Here is a 21221-nt window from a genome sequence, read left to right as displayed (position 1 = left end):
TCCTTAATGGTTTGAGTCATCGAGTGATAACGTACCAAATTTGAAGAAGTATAAATAACCTTTCACTTTTGTATTCAAAATTGTTTCTAAAGCTGCGCGATAATAGTGCATTTGTACTTTATAACGGTCTTTTAATTGCTGACCCATTTCTTCATCAGACACACCTAATCTTTGGTGGAAAGCATCTGTTTTGTAATCTACAAAGTAGTATTGATCACCTTCGCGATAAATCAAGTCAATCATCCCTTGAATAATGGATACCCCTTCATTTGGATCCATATTTTGGTCGACTTCGCTTTGATTGACCACAAACGGCACTTCACGCATCACTTGATCACTTTGTGCAATTTTCAGATACAAATTACTATTGATAAAGCCCATGACTTCACTTACTCTAATATCTGCTTTAGCATCATCTTCTATAATATTCTGCTGAACTAGTCCGTCTATATATGCATCCAGCTCCGCTTCTGTTAACCGCTCTGTTTTAAACGGCAGATGCTGCATTACAGTATGCATCAACGTACCGATTTCATTAGCTTTTCGTTTTTGATGCTGACGCAAGAATTGCGGACGTTCATAAGTGGATGCCCCTAATCTGTATTGGCGCACACGTTCATAACTTGTCCCGCTTTCTTCAGTTTCAAGCTGTCGTTTTAACTCTGACACAGATTGTTTTGTCGGTTTCACCATATCTTTTTGATACGGATACTCGAATGCAAGCTGTGTTTCAATCTGCTGCTGAAGTTTCGGCTGTTCAGTTTGATGGTTTTGAATATCCGCTACTGTGCGGTAATCTTCTTCTGTATTGTCCGCTATATCTGCTTTGATATCATCATAATAATCAATGTGCGTTTCGACGGAAGGTCGAATCGATGCCTCTACCGTTTCAATATTATTTTCAAACTTCAAATCGTTCGTAATACTTGAAGATTGGTATTTAGACAAAATAGGATAAATCAAATTGAATGGATTAGGTGCACTCAAACGATAACTCATTTGCAGCATATTGTTTGAAATCGGTGCTTTTTCTAATTTCTCCAATGCTTTTTCATCTTTCACACGTCCTATTAAGAAGAGCTGTTCTTTTGCACGTGTTAAAGCAACATACATTAAACGCATTTCCTCGGAAATTAATTCATTTTCATTAATTGCTTTTAATGCTGTCGATGCTAAAGATGGATAGACAATGTCTTTTTCTGTGTCAAAATAATTCAAGCCAGCACCGTATTTTTGATTAAGTATGACAGACTTGCTTAAATCTTGCTTATTAAACTTAGTTGTTAATCCAGAATAGATGACAAATGGAAACTCTAAACCTTTACTAGCATGAATGGTCATCATTCTGACCACATCATCATTTGGTCCAACAATATTTTCTTCACCGAAGTCTTGTTTTCTTTCGATTAATTCATCGATAAAACGTATGAATTGGAATAACCCTCTAAAGCTGGATTTTTCAAACTCAACTGCTTTGTTAAACAAGCCGTATAAATTAGCACGACGCCCTTTTCCACCGATTAATCCACTGAAATATTGAATCACAAAACGATCATTATAGAAGCGATCGATTAATTGATATACAGGATGTTTTAAACTGAAATCTTGATAGAATGCTAAATCCTTCAAAAAGTCTTGCAGTTTTTCAACCAGTTTTGCATCTGCTGATTCGTGTTGAATATAGTGCTGAATGGATTGATAGAAATAGTCGTCATTAGGACTCAATATACGAATATGCGCTAATTCATCTTCAGTAAACTGATAAATCACTGAACGCATCAATCCGACCAAATAAATATCTTGCAGCGGATTGTCTACTGTTCTTAAGAATGAAAGTACCAATCTGACTTCAGTTTGTTCAAAATAACCTTCCTTGCTATTTACATGAAAAGGAATATCTCTATCTTTAAATGCCTGTTGTAATTCTCTGGCATGACTATAAGCACGTTCTAAAATCACAATATCTTTATATGTCGGCTTGCGGTAAGTCTTCGTCTTCGTATCATATACTTCATGATGATTTAATATCGTTTCAACTTGATTCGCAATATATTCTGCTTCTTGTTGAGTGCCGGTTAATTCAGAGCCTTCATCTTCTACCAAGACATTTAAATGCAGCGGATGCGGTTGTTCATCAAACGGTGCACCGAAATAAAGCTGTGCCGCTTCGTCATATACAATTTCACCTACTGATTCATCCATCATGTGTTTGAATATATAGTTCGTAGTTGAAAGTACTTCAGGTCTTGAACGGAAGTTTTGTGATAAATCAATACGCATACCTGTACTTCCGTCTGCTAAGAAACGATTATATTTTTCAATAAACAAGCTTGGATCTGCTTGTCTGAATTTGTAAATTGATTGTTTTACGTCCCCTACCATAAAGAGATTGCCGTTCGTTTCATCGCCGCGTTTGATACAACTTAAGATTTGTTCTTGAACACGGTTGGTATCTTGATATTCATCGACTAAAATCTCATCAAAACGGTCTCTGTAATGTTGTGCAAGTTCAGTCGGATGACCTGTTTCATCCATTAAAATCTTCAATGCAAAATGTTCATAGTCTGAGAAATCCAAGATATTGCGGCTGCGCTTTTTCTCACCAAACTTATTGATTACATCTTGTGTAATATTTGCCAGCACTTTTACTCTAGGTGCTAAGCGCTGCATATCTGCTTTTAAGTCTTCAGCTGAGCGAGAGAAATATTCTTGCTGCACTTTTTGCACTGCAGCTTTATAGTCATCATAATATCCTTTGGCACTTTCAAGGTCTGCCTCATATCCTTCGTTGGCCTCTTTAATTTTTTTAACGGCACTTGGGAATCTTTTTTCAAATTGATGATTTCTGATGACTTCGGTATTAAGCAGCCCGTCTTCCATTGCACGCTGCATAAAGGTACGTTCTCCTTCTACCACTGCAAGTTGCTTATCTACAAGCGCAAGTTCACTATAAAGGTCGTAACTTTTATTAATATTTTCTAATGCTGTCTGCATAAATACACCTGCAAGCTCTGTCAACAACTGCAGATATTCCTCTTGTACCGCTTCATCTTCATAAGGTTGTGCTAATGCAGCCAGCCACTGCATCGGATTCGGGTTAGCGACTGAGAAGTAATACATACTTTTGATAATACTTCTGAATGCATCATCGCTTCTATCTGATGAAAGATGTTCAGTCAAATCAATGAAAGCAGGATCAAGTGATGCATAATAATCTTCAAGCACTTCATCAATTGTTTGTTCCAGCAATAAGATATTCTCTGCTTCACTGCTAGTTCTGAAATTCGGATCGATATCTAAAACATCATAATTCTGCTGAATTAATTTCAAAAAAAAGCTGTGTAACGTTGAAATTTGCGCTTGATGAATTTTAACACGTTGATTTTTCAGATGCGCATTGCTTGGATCTTCTAATGAAGCTTCTGTAATACGCTTTTCTACCCTATGTTTCATTTCGCGCGCACTAGCATTTGTAAACGTCACAACAAGCAAGCGGTCCACATCTATTTTATCTTTCAAAATACGTTGAATGATGCGCTCAACGAGTACTGCAGTCTTACCAGAACCTGCCGCTGCAGCTACCAGTGTATCTTGTCCTGAAGCATAAATACTTTTCCATTGTCCATCTGTCCACATTACACCCTCTGGTTTTTTCGGTATCATGCTTCATCCTCCTCTTCATCTGATTCTAGTCGTAACAATTCAATTGGATTAATCTTTTCATCTACTGTACGATAACGCTTGCTGTCAATCATGCCGTCGACATGACACACTGATTTGTAGTTGCAGAAATCACAAGGCAGCTTTTTATCATATTTCATCGGTGCGACTTCAGTATGCCCATCCATGATATCTGATGCAATTTGTGTGAAGTTCTTTTTATTATGTTCGATAAACTTATAGATTGTTTTCGTATCTGCAACCGGATTATTTTTGCCTAAGCCGCCGCTTTTAAGCATATTAATCGGCACAATATCAGACTTGAAAGAAGGTTCTAATCGTGTATCTTCCGCATTCAATACATCCGGGTCGCTATTAATCAGCCCGCTTAATTGATAAGATTTCAATAATTCTTTTTCTCTTTCGTCTTCATCAATGCTTGCCCAGTTCGCAAATTTAACACGCGGTTCATGCACATGGAAATAAAGTAAACCGCCAGGTTCAGTTTGGTCTGATAACGCTAAGCGTTGTTTATTTTGCAAGACGACATCCATATAAGTCATCATCTGCATCTGCAATCCGTAATACACTTTTTTCAAATCCAATGTTCCGCTGTAAGCCGAAGACTTATAGTCGATAATATTCACAAAGCTTCGGTCTTGGTGTGTGTACGTATCAATTCTATCGATTTGTCCGCGCACATTAATCGGAATGCCTTGTGTCGTATAAAGTGCTTGTGCCTCAAGCTGATCTGGTGTTTTAGGTTTTCTTCTGAATGATTTTTCAAACGCTTGCGGCTTGAATTTAGAAAAACTTCCTTGATATTTCAACGCTGTAAGTGTCGATTGAACAATGGCACCGATACGATATGACATAAAACGATAATACGCAGAAGAATTCAATAAGTTATATTGTACTGTCGGCAAGATACTTTCTAAGGCTTCTTGTGTCAGTGCTTTGATTGCTTTATCAGTCAAATTTTTAAAGTCGCCGTCAATTTTTTCCGCAATGTATTTTAAGACAGAGTGGAAGATATCTCCTAAGTCGAAGTTCTCTAATTTATATTTCGTACGCTCATTCAGTCTGAGTCCATGTGAAGTATAATGTTTGAATGGACAATTCTGATAACCTTCAAAGCGTGACACACTGGCATTGATTGTATCACCATATAATGCTTTGGATTGATCCTGACTCAGTTGTACCGTTTTATTATCATAAGTCAGTGCTGATGTCAGATAGTAAAGTCCTTTTGATAAACGGTCATTGTTTGCCATGGCTTGGTATGTATCTAACCATGCATCTGCAGTCAGCTCATGATGCAACCAGCTTTGCAGTTCTTCGAATAAATTGATTTTTGTTTGGTGTGGATGTTCCATTAAAGTTAATGGATTTTGCTGTGCACTGTAATGGATATTTTCAACTTCTAAATTTGTATAGAGTTCTTGAATTGACTGGATAAATGGACTGACTTCTTTATCATCGTTGTTCATGCCCATTAAGCTGTATGAGAAAGTGACATATTGTTTAGCACGTGTCATCGCGATATAACAAACAAATGCTTCATCCATTTGCAGCACATCTGCAGTCGGGCTTAATTCTACTTGTGTTTCTTCTTGGAAATATTTCTTTTCTTCATCGCTGATGAGTCCTGAACTTGAAATGGCTTGCGGCATCACACCGTCATTCATGCCAAGCATATAGACATGTTCTTTGTTGTCGACTTTAGCTAAATCCATTGTACCGATTGCGACTTGGTCCAATGTTTGCGGAATCATCACAAACTCTAATTGTTCTAATCCAACATCAAAGAGTTCTAAGAAACGTTTTTGTGTCATCTCAGCGTTGCCGAACACTGTAGCCAAATCATCAAGTGTTTGAATGAAACCGTTCCATACTTGATCAAGTTCTTCAGCTTGCTGATGCTTGCCGGCTAAATCCAATTCATCGCGTTCAGTCATCAATTGACTCGGCAACTCAAAGGATTCGAAGACTTCATAAAATGCTGCCGCAAATTCGACTGCTGTTTCAGCTTCGCTTAATGCTTGTTCAAATTTGAGGATATGTTTCATGACAAAGTCTTTCAATTCAATCACACGCTGATACACCGCTTCTGTCTCTTCTGTCATAGGTTGACGTTTTAAGCCCATTTGATTAAATTGCTCAATTTTAAAGTAACCGTCATCTATCCAGCGCTGACCGTATATTCCTCTTTCAAGCACATAATTTTCCAGGATATCTGTTAAGTAACGGCTGTCTTTAAATTTTTGTGTTAATACTTGTGTCTTGAACAAGCGCATCAGCGGTTCAAAACTCCATTTTGTTTCAATGACTTCGATTAAAGAACGAATCATTTCCATCACAGGATGATGTGTCATCGATTGCTTCGTATCGATATTAAACGGAATATCATATTCAGGCAGCACACTCTCCATCAAATGTGCATAAGCTTCATCACGATATAAAATTGCGACATCTTGATAACGAATATTTTCTTCTCGTGCTTTGCGGATAATATCACGTGCGACCGCATTAACTTCTTCACGTACATTCGAAGCTTCAAGAATATTTACATGACCCTTATTTGGTACTTTATCGATAAAGAGTTCATTAAAATTGCTTTCTAAGTGGCTTAAGTCTGCATTATCGAAACGGTATTTTGTAGTGAATTGTCGTAAATTAACTGTCGTGTCTAATTTCTGTGCAATCTCTTCTAAATGTGTTAAGACAGATGATGATTTTCTGAATAAACTAAATGGATCTTTATCTCCGTTCGTCGTTAATAATACACTGACAGATTTTGCATGTTTGGCTAATGCTTCTATCATGAGATATTCTAACGTTGAAAAGTTATGGAAACCGTCTATATAAATCTCTGCACGTTTCAACCATTTAGATTTGCCCATTTGTTCTACAAATTTATAAAGCGTATCTTCAGATGATACAAAATCATCTGCTAATCGTGCTTCTAAATAACGGTATACTAATGCAATATCATGCAGCTTATCTTGCGTGCGCGGCTGTAACTGATTTTCAGAAATAAAATCCTCTAACTGTTCAGGACTTACAGCATATTTCTTAAAATCTTGAATTTGTTCAGTCAGCTTTGAACTGAATCCATAATATTTCACTTGAGATTGATAGAGATTCAATTCTTTGCGATGGTTTTGCAAAATATCAAATACCATCATTTCCATGGCACCTTTTGAAACATAATCTTCTGTTAAACCGCCGATTTCTTGGAAAATTCTATGACTTAAACGTTCAAAGTGAAGGACTTCTGTTCTAAGGCTGCCGTTTAATTCTGGGTCTTTTACAAAATCTTGTTCGATTTGGAATGTACTTTGTGTAGGGGCAATAATGATAATCGGATCGCCTAATGGATCTTGTTTCATCTTTTGTTTGATTTCACTTAACATCGCATGCGACTTTCCTGTACCAGCCCTACCTATATATGCGTTTAATACAGTCACTTTTCTCACCTCTTCGAAAAATATTGTAGCTCATATCCCATTATATATCCATAGCCTATCGTCAATGAAATTTAAAAAAAGAGCTGCTACATTTCGCAGCAACTCTCAAAAAATCTATCTCTTAATTTAGTTTTGTTCTGGGTTGAAATTCACTTTGAATGCGGTGAATGGCCAGTAACGCAAGCTGACTTTACCGACAACTTGTTCGTTATCGATTAAACCGAATGAACGGCTGTCTTTACTTACTTCACGGTTATCTCCAAGTACTAACAGTTTGCCTTTTGGTATTTTATTCGAACCATTCGCATTCGGCAGGTTTTTCACTTGGAAACTACCTGTGATTTCATTATAGCTTTTATGTTTTTGATTATAATCTAAGTAAGGTTCTTTTACTTTTTTGCCGTTTACATAAAGTACGTCATGTTTATATTCTACACTGTCGCCTGGTGTTCCGATGACACGTTTAACATAGTCTGCATTTTTATCTGCGTGGAATACAATCACATTGCCTTTTTCAAGTCCGCCCATTTTAAAGCCGATGACATTAACAATGACTTTTTCTCCGTCTTTTAGTGTAGGATGCATAGAATCTCCGCGGACTGTATAAGATTTTGCGACAAAACTATTAATGATAAAGATTAATACCAAAGCTATCGCTATGGCGGTAATCCACTCAATGACTTCCTTTTTCACTGTATCAACACCTCTATTATTCGTTAAATGAAATTTTGAATTGCTGGAAAGGATAATATCTCAAGGCGACTTTGCCTATGATATCTTTTTGGTGTATCGTCCCAAACTGTCTGGAATCTTCTTGCTGCGCACGATTATCGTTCAGCACAAGATAATGTTTAGGTGCTAAGATATCTCCTTCAGAATGTTTTAAATCGCGTAATGCTAAATTTTGAATCGGATTTTTAATATCATAACGTTCTTTTACAAGTTGATCATCACGATAGAGCTGACCAGCTTTATATTCAACCGACTCTCCTGGTGTACCTATAACACGGCCAAAATATGTATGCCCGTTATGGTGATACATGATGACATCGCTACTATGTATTTGGTTGAAAGCCGCTTGTACTTTACTTACTAATATACGGTCATCTTTGTTAAGTTCGGGTGCCATATTATCAGTCTGTACAACTGCACCAATTATGATAAACGCTTGAATCAACATTACAATAATAATCGCAATTATCACGGAAAGCAAATATTTTACAATTTTCCTCACTATTATCTCCTAACCTATTCATTGGATTACTACTATTATAGAGGGAATTTAATTATTTTCAAAATCTAAAAAAGCTCCCACTCTACTTAAAAGTAAAATGGGAGTTGATAGTATGAAGTATTATAGACGTTCTTCTAATTCTTGTTTTTTATCTTCATAACCAGGTTTGCCAAGTAATGCGAACATATTTTGTTTATATGCTTCTACACCTGGTTGGTTGAATGGGTTCACACCTAATTGGTAACCGCTCATTGCACAAGCTAATTCGAAGAAGTAAACGACATAGCCGAATGTTTCCGCATCGATACGAGGGATTTTAACTACTAAGTTCGGCACTTCGCCGTCAGTATGTGCAAGTAAAGTACCTTGGAATGCTTTTGTATTTACTTCATCAATTGTTTTGCCAGCAAGATAGTTCAATCCATCTAAATCATCTGCGTCTTTTTCGATAGTAATATCGTGTTTAGGATTGTCGACTTTCACAACTGTTTCAAATAAGAAACGACGGCCTTCTTGAACATATTGTCCTAATGAGTGCAAGTCAGTTGTGTAGTTAGCACTTGAAGGATAAATTCCTTTGAAGTCTTTACCTTCAGATTCGCCGTATAATTGTTTCCACCATTCATTGAAGTATTGCAATGATGGTTCATAGTTGATCAACATTTCAGTTGTGTAACCTTTTGCATATAAGATATTACGCAATGTCGCATATTGGTATGCAATATTGTCTTCTAATTGATCAGAAGAAAGTTCTTCGCGTGCTTTAGCGGCACCGTCCATCATAGCTTTAATATCAATACCTGCAGCCGCAATCGGTAATAAACCTACAGCTGTTAATACTGAATAACGACCGCCGACATCATCAGGTACTATAAATGTTTCATAGCCTTCATTTGTCGCAAGTTGTTTCAAAGCACCTTTTGCTTTATCAGTTGTCGCAAAGATACGTTGTTTTGCTTCTTCTTTACCGTATTTATCTTCTAATAATTGTTTGAAGAGACGGAAAGCAACAGCTGGTTCAGTAGTTGTACCAGATTTAGAAATAACATTGACTGAATAATCTTTACCGTCTAAGTATTCGATTAAGTCATGTAAATAAGATGATGATAAGTGGTTGCCCGCAAAGACAATTTCAGGATATTCATCACTTGTTCTGAATGATGATGTCAACATTTCAATTGCGGCACGTGCACCTAAATAAGAACCGCCGATACCTACTACAACTAAAACATCTGAATGTTCTTTAATACGTTTAGCTGCTTCTAAGATACGTGAGAATTCTTCTTTATCATAATCTACCGGAAGGTCTAACCATCCTAAAAAGTCATTACCTGCACCAGTACCTTCATGAATTACACGGTGGATTGTTTTAACGATTTCTTGTTGTTGCGTTAACTCATGTTCGTCAACGAATTTTAAAGCTTTGCTATAGTCTAGCTCAATATGTGTCATTTGAACTGCCTCCTGCTTTTTGATTTCACTCATATTTTACTAAATTTCTGACAACACATTCAATAAAACTGTCTATGATTTTTCAACCTCGACTGGATTTGTGAAAAAATCGCCATTTTTTACAAAAATCTCGTACTTTTCCTGATTTAAAGCCTTTTCTGATATTTTATGGTATGTGCATATAATATTGCATAAGCCCGCCATTGCAGGAACATGAATGTTTGAGATTTCATATTTCTGTATATTTATGTAAAATAATGGTTTATTTCTCATCTTCAATCTGCTATGATAATAACATGTTAAAAAATTCAAACTATTCTAACGAGGTGTATAAATTATGAAGGATAAAATCGTATTAGCCTATTCAGGCGGATTAGATACAAGTGTGGCAGTTAAGTGGCTGATCGATAAAGGTTACGATGTTGTTGCTTGCTGTTTAGACGTAGGAGAAGGAAAAGATTTAGATGTTGTTTATCAAAAAGCATTAGATATGGGCGCAGTTGAATGCTATATCATTGATGCTACTAAAGAATTCAGTGACGAGTATGTAGCTTATGCTATTAAAGGTAATTTAATGTATGAAAATACTTATCCAGTCGTTTCAGCATTATCTCGTCCATTAATCTCTAAAAAATTAGTCGAAATCGCAGAAAAAACAAATGCAGTTGGTATTGCACATGGCTGTACTGGTAAAGGTAACGACCAAGTACGTTTTGAAGTAGCCATCAAAGCGTTGAACCCAGAATTGAAAGTATTTGCACCGGTACGTTCATGGGGTTGGAGTCGTGAAGAAGAAATCGATTATGCAATTAAAAATAATATTCCAGTACCAATCAACCATGACTCACCTTATTCTATCGACCAAAACTTATGGGGTCGCGCAAACGAATGCGGTATTTTAGAAGATCCGTATGCAGCGCCGCCGAAAGATGCATTTGATTTAACACGCGAAATTGAAGATACACCCGATACACCTGATGAAATCGTTTTGAAGTTTGAAAAAGGTATTCCAGTAGAAATCGATGGCAAAGCGTATCCATTAGATGATTTGATTTTGTATTTAAATGATTTAGCCGGCAAACATGGTATCGGACGTATCGACCATGTTGAAAACAGATTAGTCGGAATTAAATCTCGTGAAGTATATGAAACACCTGGCGCTGAAGTGATCCTTAAAGCACATAAAGCTTTAGAAACAATCACTTTAACTAAAGATGTTGCACACTTTAAACCAGTTATCGAAAAACAATTTGCAGAACAAACATACAATGGTTTATGGTTCTCACCTTTAACTGACTCATTAAAAGTATTTATCGATTCTACACAAGCACATGTCACTGGGGAAGTACGTGTGAAATTGTTCAAAGGCAATGCAGTCGTTAACGGAAGAAAATCACCTTACTCTTTATATAATGAAAAACTTGCGACTTATACAAAAGAAGATGCATTCAATCAAGAAGCAGCGGTAGGATTCATTGAAATCTACGGCTTGCCTACTGAAGTCAATTCTATGTTGCATGGGGGTTATTCTAATGAGCAATAAAGCCTGGGGCGGTCGTTTCCAATCGGAACCAGAAGAATGGGTAGATGCGTTTAACGCATCTATTCATTTCGACCATCTATTAATAGATGAAGATATTCAAGGAAGTATTGCACATGCGACAATGCTTGCTAAACAAGGTATCCTCACTTCCAAAGAAAGCGACACCATTATTAAGGGACTCCAGGACATCCAACAAGACTACCATGATGGTAAAGTTGAATTTACAGAAGCATTAGAAGATATTCATTTAAATATTGAACATGAATTAATCGAACGTATCGGCCCTGTCGGCGGTAAACTGCATACAGGCCGCAGCCGTAATGACCAAGTTGCGACTGATATGCACCTTTATACGAAGAAAGCCGTAAAAGAAATCATCGCATTAATTCATTCGCTTCAAGAAACAATTGTACATTTGGCAGATAAACATGTAGATACAATCATGCCCGGCTATACGCATTTACAGCGTGCACAGCCGATTTCATTCGCACATCACGTCATGACTTACTTCTGGATGTTAGAACGTGATAAAAATCGTTTTGAAGATGCATTAAAACGTATTGATATCAATCCATTAGGTGCTGCAGCACTCAGCGGGACAACACATCCGATTGATCGTAAGAAAACACAAGAATTATTAGACTTTGCATCGCTGTATGAAAACAGTTTAGATGCAGTCAGTGATCGTGATTATATCGTAGAAACTTTAAATGCCATTTCACTCGTAATGATTCATTTATCACGTTTCTCTGAAGAAATTATTTTCTGGTCAACTGATGAAGCTAAATTCATTACCTTATCCGATTCATTTTCAACAGGTTCATCGATTATGCCGCAGAAAAAGAACCCGGATATGGCAGAACTTATCAGAGGCAAAACAGGCCGTACAACAGGTCATCTTGTCAGTATGTTAATGACATTAAAAGGTTTGCCTCTAGCTTATAACAAAGACATGCAAGAAGATAAAGAAGGCTTATTCGATGCAGTCCATACTGTTACAGGTTCACTGCGCATCTTTGAAGGCATGTTAGCGAGTATGACCGTTAATACAGATCGTTTAAACGAAACAGTTCATAACGACTTCTCAAATGCGACAGAACTTGCGGACTATCTCGTTGAAAAAGACGTACCTTTCAGAGAGGCACATGCAATCGTAGGACAAATCGTATACTGGTGTATCCAGCACGATTGCTACTTACTTGATGTACCGCTTGAACAATATCAATCATTCTCATCAAAAATCGATGACACGATTTATAGTTACCTCAAACCAGAAAACTGCTTAAAACGCAGAAAAAGCTATGGTTCGACAGGACAAGATGCAGTACGTCATCAAATCGAAGTCGCAAAAACTTTACTCTAATACAAAAACACAGCCGAATTTCACACGAATGTGAGGTTCGGCTGTTTTACGTTATATAGAGTGCTTAATCCATTGTCTTAAATCCTCTAAACGATATTGTGCCACAATGTCTGCTTTAACCTTATCTAAAGTAATTTGTGACAAGGTTTGAATAAGTGTGGTTTCAATGATGGTTAATGATTCAGTGCTATTATTTCTTTGCAAATCACTACACTCTAGTGTTATATTTCAATTAACAAAGAGTATTCCATAGAAACACCAATCCCCTCACTAATCGCCGTAGTAAGGGGATTTTTTGGTGTAGCTAGATCGCCTTATTATTTGTTGCGGTTACTTAGCCAAAATATAAATGCAATCATCAATTTTTCTCAAACCTTTATTAGTTACAAAGAGACAAAAAGAGCCGACATTGTCGACTCTTTTCTCTAAATAATATAACTCATTATTGACTTATGCCCAACCGCGGTAACGTGCAGCTTCTGCAGTACGTTTGATACCTACGATGTATGCGGCTAAACGCATATCGATTTTACGGTTTTGTGCTAATTCATAAATATCGTTAAATGCTGTGACTAATTTGTCGCGCATTTTTTTGTTTACTTCTTCTTCTGACCAGTAGTAACCTTGGTTGTTTTGTACCCACTCGAAGTAAGATACTGTTACACCGCCGGCACTTGCAAGTACGTCTGGTACTAATAATACGCCGCGCTCGTGTAAAATGCGTGTTGCTTCAAGTGTAGTTGGTCCGTTTGCCGCTTCTACTAAGATATCCGCTTTAATGTTTGGTGCGTTATCTTTAGTGATTTGGTTTTCAATTGCAGCTGGGATTAAGATATCACAATCTAATTCGAATAATTCTTTGTTAGAGATTGTTTCTTCGAATAAGTTTGTAACTGTACCGAAGCTGTCTCTGCGATCTAATAGGTAATCGATATCTAAACCTTCTGGGTCAGATAATGCACCGTATGCGTCAGAGATACCAACGATTTTAGCACCTTTATCAAATAAGAATTTCGCTAAGAAACTACCTGCGTTACCGAAACCTTGAATTACAATTCTTGCACCGTTAAGGTCAAGATCTTTAAGTTTCGCAGCTTGTTCAATCGCAATTACAACACCAAGTGCTGTTGAACGGTCGCGTCCTTCTGAACCGCCAAGTACAATTGGTTTACCAGTGATAAATCCAGGAGAGTTGAATTTATCTAATGCACTGTACTCATCCATCATCCACGCCATGATTTGTGAGTTCGTCATAACGTCTGGTGCTGGAATATCTTTAGAAGGCCCAACAATTTGTGAAATTGCACGAACATAACCACGTGATAAACGTTCAACTTCATGAATACTCATTTGACGCGGGTCACAGATGATACCGCCTTTACCGCCACCGTATGGTAAGTCAACGATACCGCATTTCATTGTCATCCACATTGATAATGCTTTAACTTCATCTACATTGACATTCGGGTGGAAACGTACTCCGCCTTTAGTAGGTCCAACTGCATCATTATGTTGCGCACGGTAACCAGTAAATGTTTTAACCGTACCGTCATCCATTCTTACTGGAATACGAACTTCTAAAAATCGTAATGGTTCTTTCACAAGATCGTACATGCCGTCATCAAAACCTAATTTATGCAATGCTTCTTTAATAATTTGTTGTGTCGATGTCACTAAATTATTGTTCTCAGTCATAATCCTTCTCGCCTCTTTTTCCTAACAATGATTTCGCTTTCATTTGTATTGTAACATAAGCGCAACCTTTTTAAAGTGTTTTCAATCCTTTTGTTACAACTTTTTGAACTTAGCTGAATACCTTCTTGATTCTTTCTAATGCGTCATCGATTTCTTCTTTAGAAATAACAAGCGGAGGCGCAAAACGAATCACTGTATCATGCGTTTCTTTACATAGTAAGCCTTCTTCTTTCAACGCTTCAGCATATGGGCGTGCACTTTCATTTAATTGTAAACCGATGAATAACCCGCGTCCGCGTACTTCTTCAATCGCTGGATGATCGATTTTTCTCAATTCTTCTTGGAAATATTCGCCTAACTCTTGTGAACGTCCCGCTAAATCTTCATCAACTAATACATCCAATGCCGCAATTGACACTGCAGCTGCTAAAGGATTACCGCCGAATGTAGAACCATGAGAGCCTGGTGTGAAGACATCTAACACTTCATGGTCAGCTGCTACTGCTGAAATTGGTAAAACACCGCCGCCTAAAGCTTTACCTAAGATATAAACATCTGGTTTCACGCCATCCCAATCTGTCGCAAACATTTTACCTGAACGGCCTAAGCCTGATTGAATTTCATCTGCGATGAATAAGATATTATGCTCATCAGCTAATTCGCGGATTGTTTTCAAATAGCCTTCCGGCGGAACGTTAATACCCGCTTCACCTTGAATCGGCTCTACTAAAATAGCTGCTGTGTTTTCATTAATCGCATCTTTTAATGCGGCTTCATCACCGAAATCAACTTTTTTGAATCCTTCTAATAATGGACCATAACCGCGTTGATATTCCGCTTCAGATGATAATGACACAGGTGCCATCGTACGTCCGTGGAAGTTGCCGTTAAATGCGATAATTTCTGCTTTATCCGGGTCAATCCCCTTAACATCATAAGACCAGCGACGTGCTGCTTTAACTGCAGTCTCAACAGCTTCAGCGCCTGTATTCATCGGTAAGATTTTTTCTTTACCAGTTAATTCGCTGACTTTCTCATACCAGTCCCCTAAATTGTCACTGTTGAAAGCACGAGAAACTAAAGTCACTTTATCTGCTTGATCTTTTAACGCTTGAATAATTTTAGGATGACGATGTCCTTGGTTGACTGCTGAATAAGCTGCTAACATGTCCATGTATTTATTACCTTCTGGATCTTTAACCCAAATACCGTCAGCCTCTGAAATGACAATTGGAAGTGGTGTGTAGTTGCGTGCCCCATAGTGTTCTGTTTTTTTAATGATATCTTCTGATCTTGTCATAAATTATTCCTCCTTATAAACGCTTTTTTCTTTATATTTATATGTGATGAATGTGATTCAATTCTATTGTGTTCCAATATAAAATAACTTTGAAAAAAATCACATTATAGATACCTCTCATCTTAATGATGAAAGCTATAATGTGATTTCCTTATTCATTTAAAATCCTGCTTTATTCGATTGGCGCTTGTTATCTTATAGGTGTTCAGATACTGTACGGCCTTGCAAGTGAAGTACTAGATAATCTGGGCCGCCTGCTTTAGAGTCTGTACCTGACATTTTGAAGCCGCCGAATGGTTGATAACCTACGACTGCACCTGTGCAACCGCGGTTGAAGTAAAGGTTGCCGACCATAAAGTCGCGGCGTGCTTGTTCTAATTTCATACGGTTATTAGAGATAACACCGCCAGTTAAACCATACTCAGTCGCATTCGCATAGTCGATGGCTTGGTCAAAGTCTTTTGCTTTGCTGAAGCCGACTACTGGTCCGAAGATTTCTTCTTGCATCACACGGCTGTCATAAGCTAAATCTGCAAAGACTGTCGGATAAACGAAGTTCCCTACTTCATCATCCACTTTACCGCCTGTAACTAAGCGGCCTTCATCTTCACCAATCTTCAAGTATTTTTTGATTTTCTTCAATGCTTTGTCATCGATAACAGGTCCCATGTAGTTATCGTAACTAGAAGCATCGCCGACAGTTAATTGTTCTGTCGCTTTTTGAACACGTTCTAATAATTCATCATAAACATCTTCAACTGCGATAACACGAGAGCATGCTGAGCATTTTTGGCCTGAGAAGCCGAATGCTGAATTAACAATCGCATCTGTCGCTACATCCAAGTCTGCTTCGCTATCTACTACAATCGTATCTTTACCGCCCATTTCAGCAATGACACGTTTTAAGTGATTTTGACCTTCTTGGATTTTTGAAGCTTTCTGCATAATGCTTGTACCGACATTTTTAGAACCAGTGAATGAAATCAAGCCAACATCTTTATTTTCTACTAAGAAGTCGCCGATATCGCTAGAATCACCAGGAATCCAGTTAACTACCCCTTTTGGAAGTCCTGCTTCTTCTAATACTTCCATAAATTTATATGAAATCACTGGTGTATTTGATGAAGGTTTTAATAATACTGTGTTCCCTGTAACTACAGGTGCTACTGTAGTACCTGCCATAATCGCATAAGCGAAGTTCCAAGGTGAAATTACAACTGATACACCGATTGGTAAATAATCAAATTGGTTATATTCGCCTGGACGAGAGTTGACAGGTTTGCCGTCTTTAAGTTCTAACATTTGGCGGCCGTAGTATTCCATGAAGTCAATTGCTTCTGCAGTATCTGCGTCTGCTTCTTTCCATGGCTTACCGCCTTCTTTTGTAAGTGTTGCTGAGAACTCGTGTTTGCGGCGGCGTGTAATTGCTGCTGCTCTGAATAAGATGTCTGCTCTTACTTCAGGCGGAACTGTACGCCAAGTTTTAAATGCTTCTTTTGCTGCTTCTAAAGCTTTTTCTGCATGTTCTTTGTTTGCTTTAGAAACATATCCGATTGTCTCTTCTCTATTTGACGGGTTGAATGATCTCACCTTGTCGTCAGTATAGATACGTTCACCATTAATAATGAGTGGATACTCTTTGCCTAAGTCTTCTTCGACTTTTTTGAGTGCTTTTTCATAAGCCTCTCTATTTTCTGCTTTTGAAAAATCTGTAAATGGTTCATGTTTGTACGGAATCATTTTTAATCCCCCTTTGTTTAATATTAAAAATGGTTTAAGAAAGCCCTTACATTTCTTATAATTACATAAAATTCAGGCTATGTAAAAGGAAAATCTTCAAAATTGTGAAAATTTTTAATAGTGTGATTGCTCATCTACTGTCGTTGTGCGATATGTAGAATCTACACTAAAATTAAAAAAGACCACACGAAAATATACGTGCAGTCTCATTTTTAATATATATTGTGTCCATCAAATGGTTTATTTTTATATAATGCTCACTGAAAAATTTTATTTTTAGTGCTCGCCTTTTTTAGGCAGCGGGTAAAATCCTTTGTTGAATTGTTCCCATAAATTCGGCGGCAATTCATGCTTATCTTCACGTTTTGAGTCAAAGTAAGAAATGATTTCATCTGTACGTCCTTCTTTGATTTTTTCAACAAAACGCGGTTCTAATAAAAGCTCACGGCCTAATGCGATAAATTCAACCCCTGTTTCAAATGCGGATAATGCTTCATCTGCATTAAAGATTGAACCGATACCGATTAACGGTACTTTACCGCCGATCCATTCATGAATCAAACGTATACGTTCTTGGCCTTGATACTTGCCTTCTCTTGTTTCTGAATGAATCGTAAATAATGAAGCATGCAGATAATCCAACGGTTTATCAGATAAGTAACCAAGCAATTCTTTTGTTTGCTCCATTTTGATACCATCCGCTTCAGCATCCTCTGGTGAGAAACGATAGCCGATGATAAAGTCTTTATTACCATATTGTTTTACAGTGTTCACTACTTCATCTACAACTGCAAGCGGGTATTTATACGGATCTGCCCATTCATCATTGCGTCGATTATAATGACGTGAAACGAATTGGTGGATTAAATAATGGTTGGCACCATGGATTTCGACACCATCAAAGCCCGCTTCGATTACGCGACGTGTCGCTTCGCCGAATGCTTTGATTGTCTTTTCAATTTCTTCTGGTGTAATTTCACGTGCATCATGTTCTTGTTGCTGGCCAAAACTTTTAAGGGTAATTGGGCTCGGCGCTACAACATCTCCATTAGGTGTTAAGTTATCTAACGCTTGTGCCCCGCCATGATGAATTTGTACAAGTGCTTTCGCACCATTTTTCTTCATCGCTTGTGCTAAACGTTTTAAACCAGGTATATCAGAATCATGTGCAACTGAAGGTTGTCCAGGGAATGCTTTCCCAATATCTGTCACATTACTAGCTGCACTGATACTAATACCGACATCTTTCGAACGTTTTTCCATATATGGTAATTCAACATCTGCAATCGTACCATCATCATTTGATGAAATATGTGTAAGGGGTGCAAGTACGAAACGATTGCGGATTTCTACTCCGTTTGGCAATGTATATGGTGAAAACAATGGTTCATATTTCTTATCCATAGTCGTGTTTCCTCCTCTTTCTCTTTCTATTAAAACATTGTACAGTACTCGGAATTATTCCAGAAAAAAATTGCTCATTGTGTCATTAACTTTGTACCACTACAGACCCTAGAACAAAACAATAGGCCAGCATACCACATCACCATTAAATGTCGTATACTGACCTCGTATAAGATTAAAGCTTATTCTCTCTAATCATTTTCTTAGACTGCGCAATCCAAACCGGTAAACGTTCTTCCAATGTTTGAAACCCGTATTTTTCAATTTCTTTGATCTCATCCAAAACAGATTTTTTCTCTTTCTTACGTTCATAATTCTTAAAATAGTCATTATCCTTCAGCGACAAATTGAGTTTGCCTTCTTCATCAATGGATAATATTTTAGCCTTCACAACTTGTCCTTCAGATAAGAAACGACTTAAATTATGGACATAGTCATTCATAATCTCTGATATGTGAATGAGTCCTTCAGTGTTGTCAGGGGTTTCTACAAATGCGCCATAAGGTTGAATACCAGTCACTTTTACTTTCACATGCTGTCCTGATTTATAGTGATTATTCAACTTAATAACCCCTTAATTCGTATTATTTCTAACAATAACATCATAGCATAAATTAAAGAGCGTCACTAACCGTTACGGTATATTATTTACAATTTTTCAGATTAATAGCACAAATTGCACGCGATATGATGTCCTTCTCATTCGTATTCACATCAAAAAGCAAACACTCCCAAGTCGAATGTTCAATTCAACTCAGGAGTGCTTATTGTGCTTAATATTCTTTATGATTCATTAACGCAATTTTATTTTTCTGTATGATCTTTATCTTCATTTTTACGTTTTCTGAACAATAGTACTGATCCAAGTGCTGCAAATAATCCACCGAATAATGCACCGCTGTTTGAAGTATTTTCACCAGTATTTGGCAATACTTTGGCTTTTCCAGCTTTTGGTGCTGATTTTGAACCAGCTTTTGTTGTTGCTTTTGATGGTGCTTTTGCTTTTACATCTGCTTTTACAGTATCATTCGCTTTTGTTTCAGCGTTTACGTTTGTCTCAGTGTTTACTTTTGTTTCAGTATTTACTTTTGATTTAGTATTTGATTCTGTTTCAACAGTTGTTTGTGATACTTTTGGTTGTTGTGGAACTTTAAGATGAGTTTGGTCATCATTTGATTTAACTTGTGAAGTAGTATTTTCAACAATTGTTGGGTTAACTTCTCCAGTGTTGTCTTTAGTTTCTTTGCCCACAGTTGTGTTATCTTTCGTTGGAACAGTAACTTTAGTATTATCAGGTGCTTTTGAGCCTAATACTTCTAAAGTATCGCAAATATCTTTCGCAGCCTCTTCAATTGTTTGAATTGGTTGATGATTTGGCTGTTCAATAATTGATTGACCGACTTTCACTTGATTATCTAACACTTCTGCTGTTTCTTCTGGGCAATTAGAAGATTCAATTGTTTGTGCTTCTTCAATTGCTTTTTCTAATTCAGCTAATGCATCAGCTTTATCTTGTGCATCTTTTGCCTCAATTGCTTTATCTAACGCATAAGTTGAGCCATCCACTGCAGCTTGAACCGCATTCGGATCTGCATCTACTGTTTCTGCAGTTGCTAATGCAGCTAGAACTGCTTTATCTTCAGCATCTGTCGGATCTAATTCTAGGCATTCCGCATAGTCGATCAACGTTTCTAGTACATGTTTATTTGCTTGTTCTACTAAACCAGCTTCTGCATCTTTCAATGCCTGTGTTGCTGCTTCAATTTCTTCTACTGTTTTACTTTCTGATGCTTCAACAACAGCATATCCTGCTTCTTCTGCGTCATCTAATGGTAAAACACTATCTGGTGTGTACGCATCTCTATCTAAGCGATCAACTTTTTCAAGTTCTGCTTTTAGTGCATCAAGCGCCGCATTTATTGCGTCTGCTTTATCTTGCGCTGCTTTCGCTTCAATTGCTTTGTTCAATGCATCTTTTGCCGCATCTACTTCTGCTTGTGTCGCATTTGGATCTGCATGTACAGCTTTTGCTTTTGCTAATGCATCTTGGACCGCTTTATCTTCCGCATCTGAAGGATTTAATGTTAAGCCTTCGGCTGCTGTGATTGCTGTATTTAATGCATCTTTATTTGCTTTCGCAACTAATCCTGCTTCCGCATCTTTTAATGCTTGTGTTGCTGCTTCGATTTCTTCTACTGTCTTAGCATCTGGTGCAGCTACAATTGCTTTGCCTGCTGTTTCTGCTTCAGCTAATGGTTTCACACTATTTGATGTGTACGCATCTTTGTCTAATTGGGCTACCTTAGCTAATTCTGCTTTCAATGCATCCAAAGCTGCATTTATTGCGTCTGCTTTATCTA

13 protein-coding genes are annotated in these 21221 nt (G+C 37.5%); 2 read left to right on the top strand and 11 right to left on the bottom strand.

The window, feature by feature from the left end:
• Positions 1-3: 3 nt before the first annotated feature.
• The 5 genes from addA to C7N65_RS06510 all read right to left on the bottom strand — a co-directional run bounded on the left by addA (position 4) and on the right by C7N65_RS06510 (position 9816).
• A complete protein-coding gene (gene addA / locus C7N65_RS06530; protein ID WP_105993676.1) occupies positions 4-3663 on the bottom strand; it encodes a helicase-exonuclease AddAB subunit AddA in 3660 nt (1219 codons plus the stop codon).
• Positions 3660-7130 carry a helicase-exonuclease AddAB subunit AddB gene (gene addB, locus C7N65_RS06525; protein ID WP_105993675.1) on the bottom strand — a complete coding sequence of 1157 codons (3471 nt, stop codon included), beginning with the start codon at positions 7128-7130 and terminating at the stop codon, positions 3660-3662. The genes addA and addB overlap by 4 nt, the downstream gene beginning before the upstream one ends.
• Before the next feature lie 126 nt (positions 7131-7256).
• Positions 7257-7823, bottom strand: coding sequence for a signal peptidase I (gene lepB / locus C7N65_RS06520; RefSeq protein WP_105993674.1), 567 nt, complete (start codon positions 7821-7823; stop codon positions 7257-7259).
• A 16-nt stretch (positions 7824-7839) separates the two neighbouring features.
• Positions 7840-8364, bottom strand: coding sequence for a signal peptidase I (lepB, locus tag C7N65_RS06515; protein WP_105993673.1), 525 nt, complete (start codon positions 8362-8364; stop codon positions 7840-7842).
• A gap of 120 nt (positions 8365-8484) precedes the next feature.
• Complete coding sequence (locus C7N65_RS06510) at positions 8485-9816, bottom strand: glucose-6-phosphate isomerase (protein WP_105993672.1); 1332 nt, start codon at positions 9814-9816, stop codon at positions 8485-8487.
• A gap of 337 nt (positions 9817-10153) precedes the next feature.
• Between C7N65_RS06510 and C7N65_RS06500 the strand changes: the two genes are divergently transcribed.
• Complete coding sequence (locus C7N65_RS06500; protein ID WP_105993670.1) at positions 10154-11359, top strand: argininosuccinate synthase; 1206 nt, start codon at positions 10154-10156, stop codon at positions 11357-11359.
• Positions 11349-12722, top strand: coding sequence for an argininosuccinate lyase (gene argH, locus C7N65_RS06495; RefSeq protein WP_105993669.1), 1374 nt, complete (start codon positions 11349-11351; stop codon positions 12720-12722). Before C7N65_RS06500 ends, argH begins: the two co-directional genes overlap by 11 nt.
• 450 nt (positions 12723-13172) lie before the next feature.
• Here the strand turns inward: argH and C7N65_RS06490 are convergent, their stop codons facing one another.
• The 6 genes from C7N65_RS06490 to C7N65_RS06465 all read right to left on the bottom strand — a co-directional run.
• Positions 13173-14417 (bottom strand): Glu/Leu/Phe/Val family dehydrogenase, encoded by a 1245-nt coding sequence (locus C7N65_RS06490; RefSeq protein ID WP_105993668.1) that lies wholly within the window; start codon positions 14415-14417, stop codon positions 13173-13175.
• A 109-nt stretch (positions 14418-14526) separates the two neighbouring features.
• The gene (locus C7N65_RS06485; RefSeq protein ID WP_105993667.1) at positions 14527-15717 is read right to left on the bottom strand and encodes an ornithine--oxo-acid transaminase; all 1191 of its coding nucleotides are present in this window, start codon (positions 15715-15717) and stop codon (positions 14527-14529) included.
• Positions 15718-15912: 195 nt separating this feature from the next.
• Positions 15913-17457: an L-glutamate gamma-semialdehyde dehydrogenase gene (gene pruA / locus C7N65_RS06480; protein WP_105993666.1), complete on the bottom strand. Its 1545-nt coding sequence runs from the start codon at positions 17455-17457 to the stop codon at positions 15913-15915.
• A gap of 276 nt (positions 17458-17733) precedes the next feature.
• Positions 17734-18861: an NADH-dependent flavin oxidoreductase gene (locus C7N65_RS06475; RefSeq protein WP_105993665.1), complete on the bottom strand. Its 1128-nt coding sequence runs from the start codon at positions 18859-18861 to the stop codon at positions 17734-17736.
• 175 nt (positions 18862-19036) lie between these two features.
• Positions 19037-19423, bottom strand: coding sequence for a S1 domain-containing post-transcriptional regulator Ygs (gene ygs, locus C7N65_RS06470; RefSeq protein WP_105993664.1), 387 nt, complete (start codon positions 19421-19423; stop codon positions 19037-19039).
• Between the two features lie 242 nt (positions 19424-19665).
• On the bottom strand, positions 19666-21221 hold a 1556-nt coding region (locus tag C7N65_RS06465; RefSeq protein ID WP_158698106.1), incomplete at its 5' end, for an LPXTG cell wall anchor domain-containing protein.

The organism is Staphylococcus simulans (assembly GCF_002994445.1).
Classification (GTDB): Bacteria; Bacillota; Bacilli; order Staphylococcales; family Staphylococcaceae; genus Staphylococcus; species Staphylococcus simulans_B.
This window is presented reverse-complemented; position numbering and strand designations above follow the sequence as displayed.

What these genes read in the sequence shown, in the direction of transcription:
- addA (WP_105993676.1), bottom strand. Translation starts at nt 3,663, where the DNA reads ATGATACCGAAAAAACCAGAGGGTGTAATGTGGACAGATGGACAATGG.
- pruA (WP_105993666.1), bottom strand. Translation starts at nt 17,457, where the DNA reads ATGATTCCGTACAAACATGAACCATTTACAGATTTTTCAAAAGCAGAA.
- C7N65_RS06475 (WP_105993665.1), bottom strand. Translation starts at nt 18,861, where the DNA reads ATGGATAAGAAATATGAACCATTGTTTTCACCATATACATTGCCAAAC.
- C7N65_RS06485 (WP_105993667.1), bottom strand. Translation starts at nt 15,717, where the DNA reads ATGACAAGATCAGAAGATATCATTAAAAAAACAGAACACTATGGGGCA.
- argH (WP_105993669.1), top strand. Translation starts at nt 11,349, where the DNA reads ATGAGCAATAAAGCCTGGGGCGGTCGTTTCCAATCGGAACCAGAAGAA.
- C7N65_RS06510 (WP_105993672.1), bottom strand. Translation starts at nt 9,816, where the DNA reads ATGACACATATTGAGCTAGACTATAGCAAAGCTTTAAAATTCGTTGAC.
- C7N65_RS06490 (WP_105993668.1), bottom strand. Translation starts at nt 14,417, where the DNA reads ATGACTGAGAACAATAATTTAGTGACATCGACACAACAAATTATTAAA.
- C7N65_RS06500 (WP_105993670.1), top strand. Translation starts at nt 10,154, where the DNA reads ATGAAGGATAAAATCGTATTAGCCTATTCAGGCGGATTAGATACAAGT.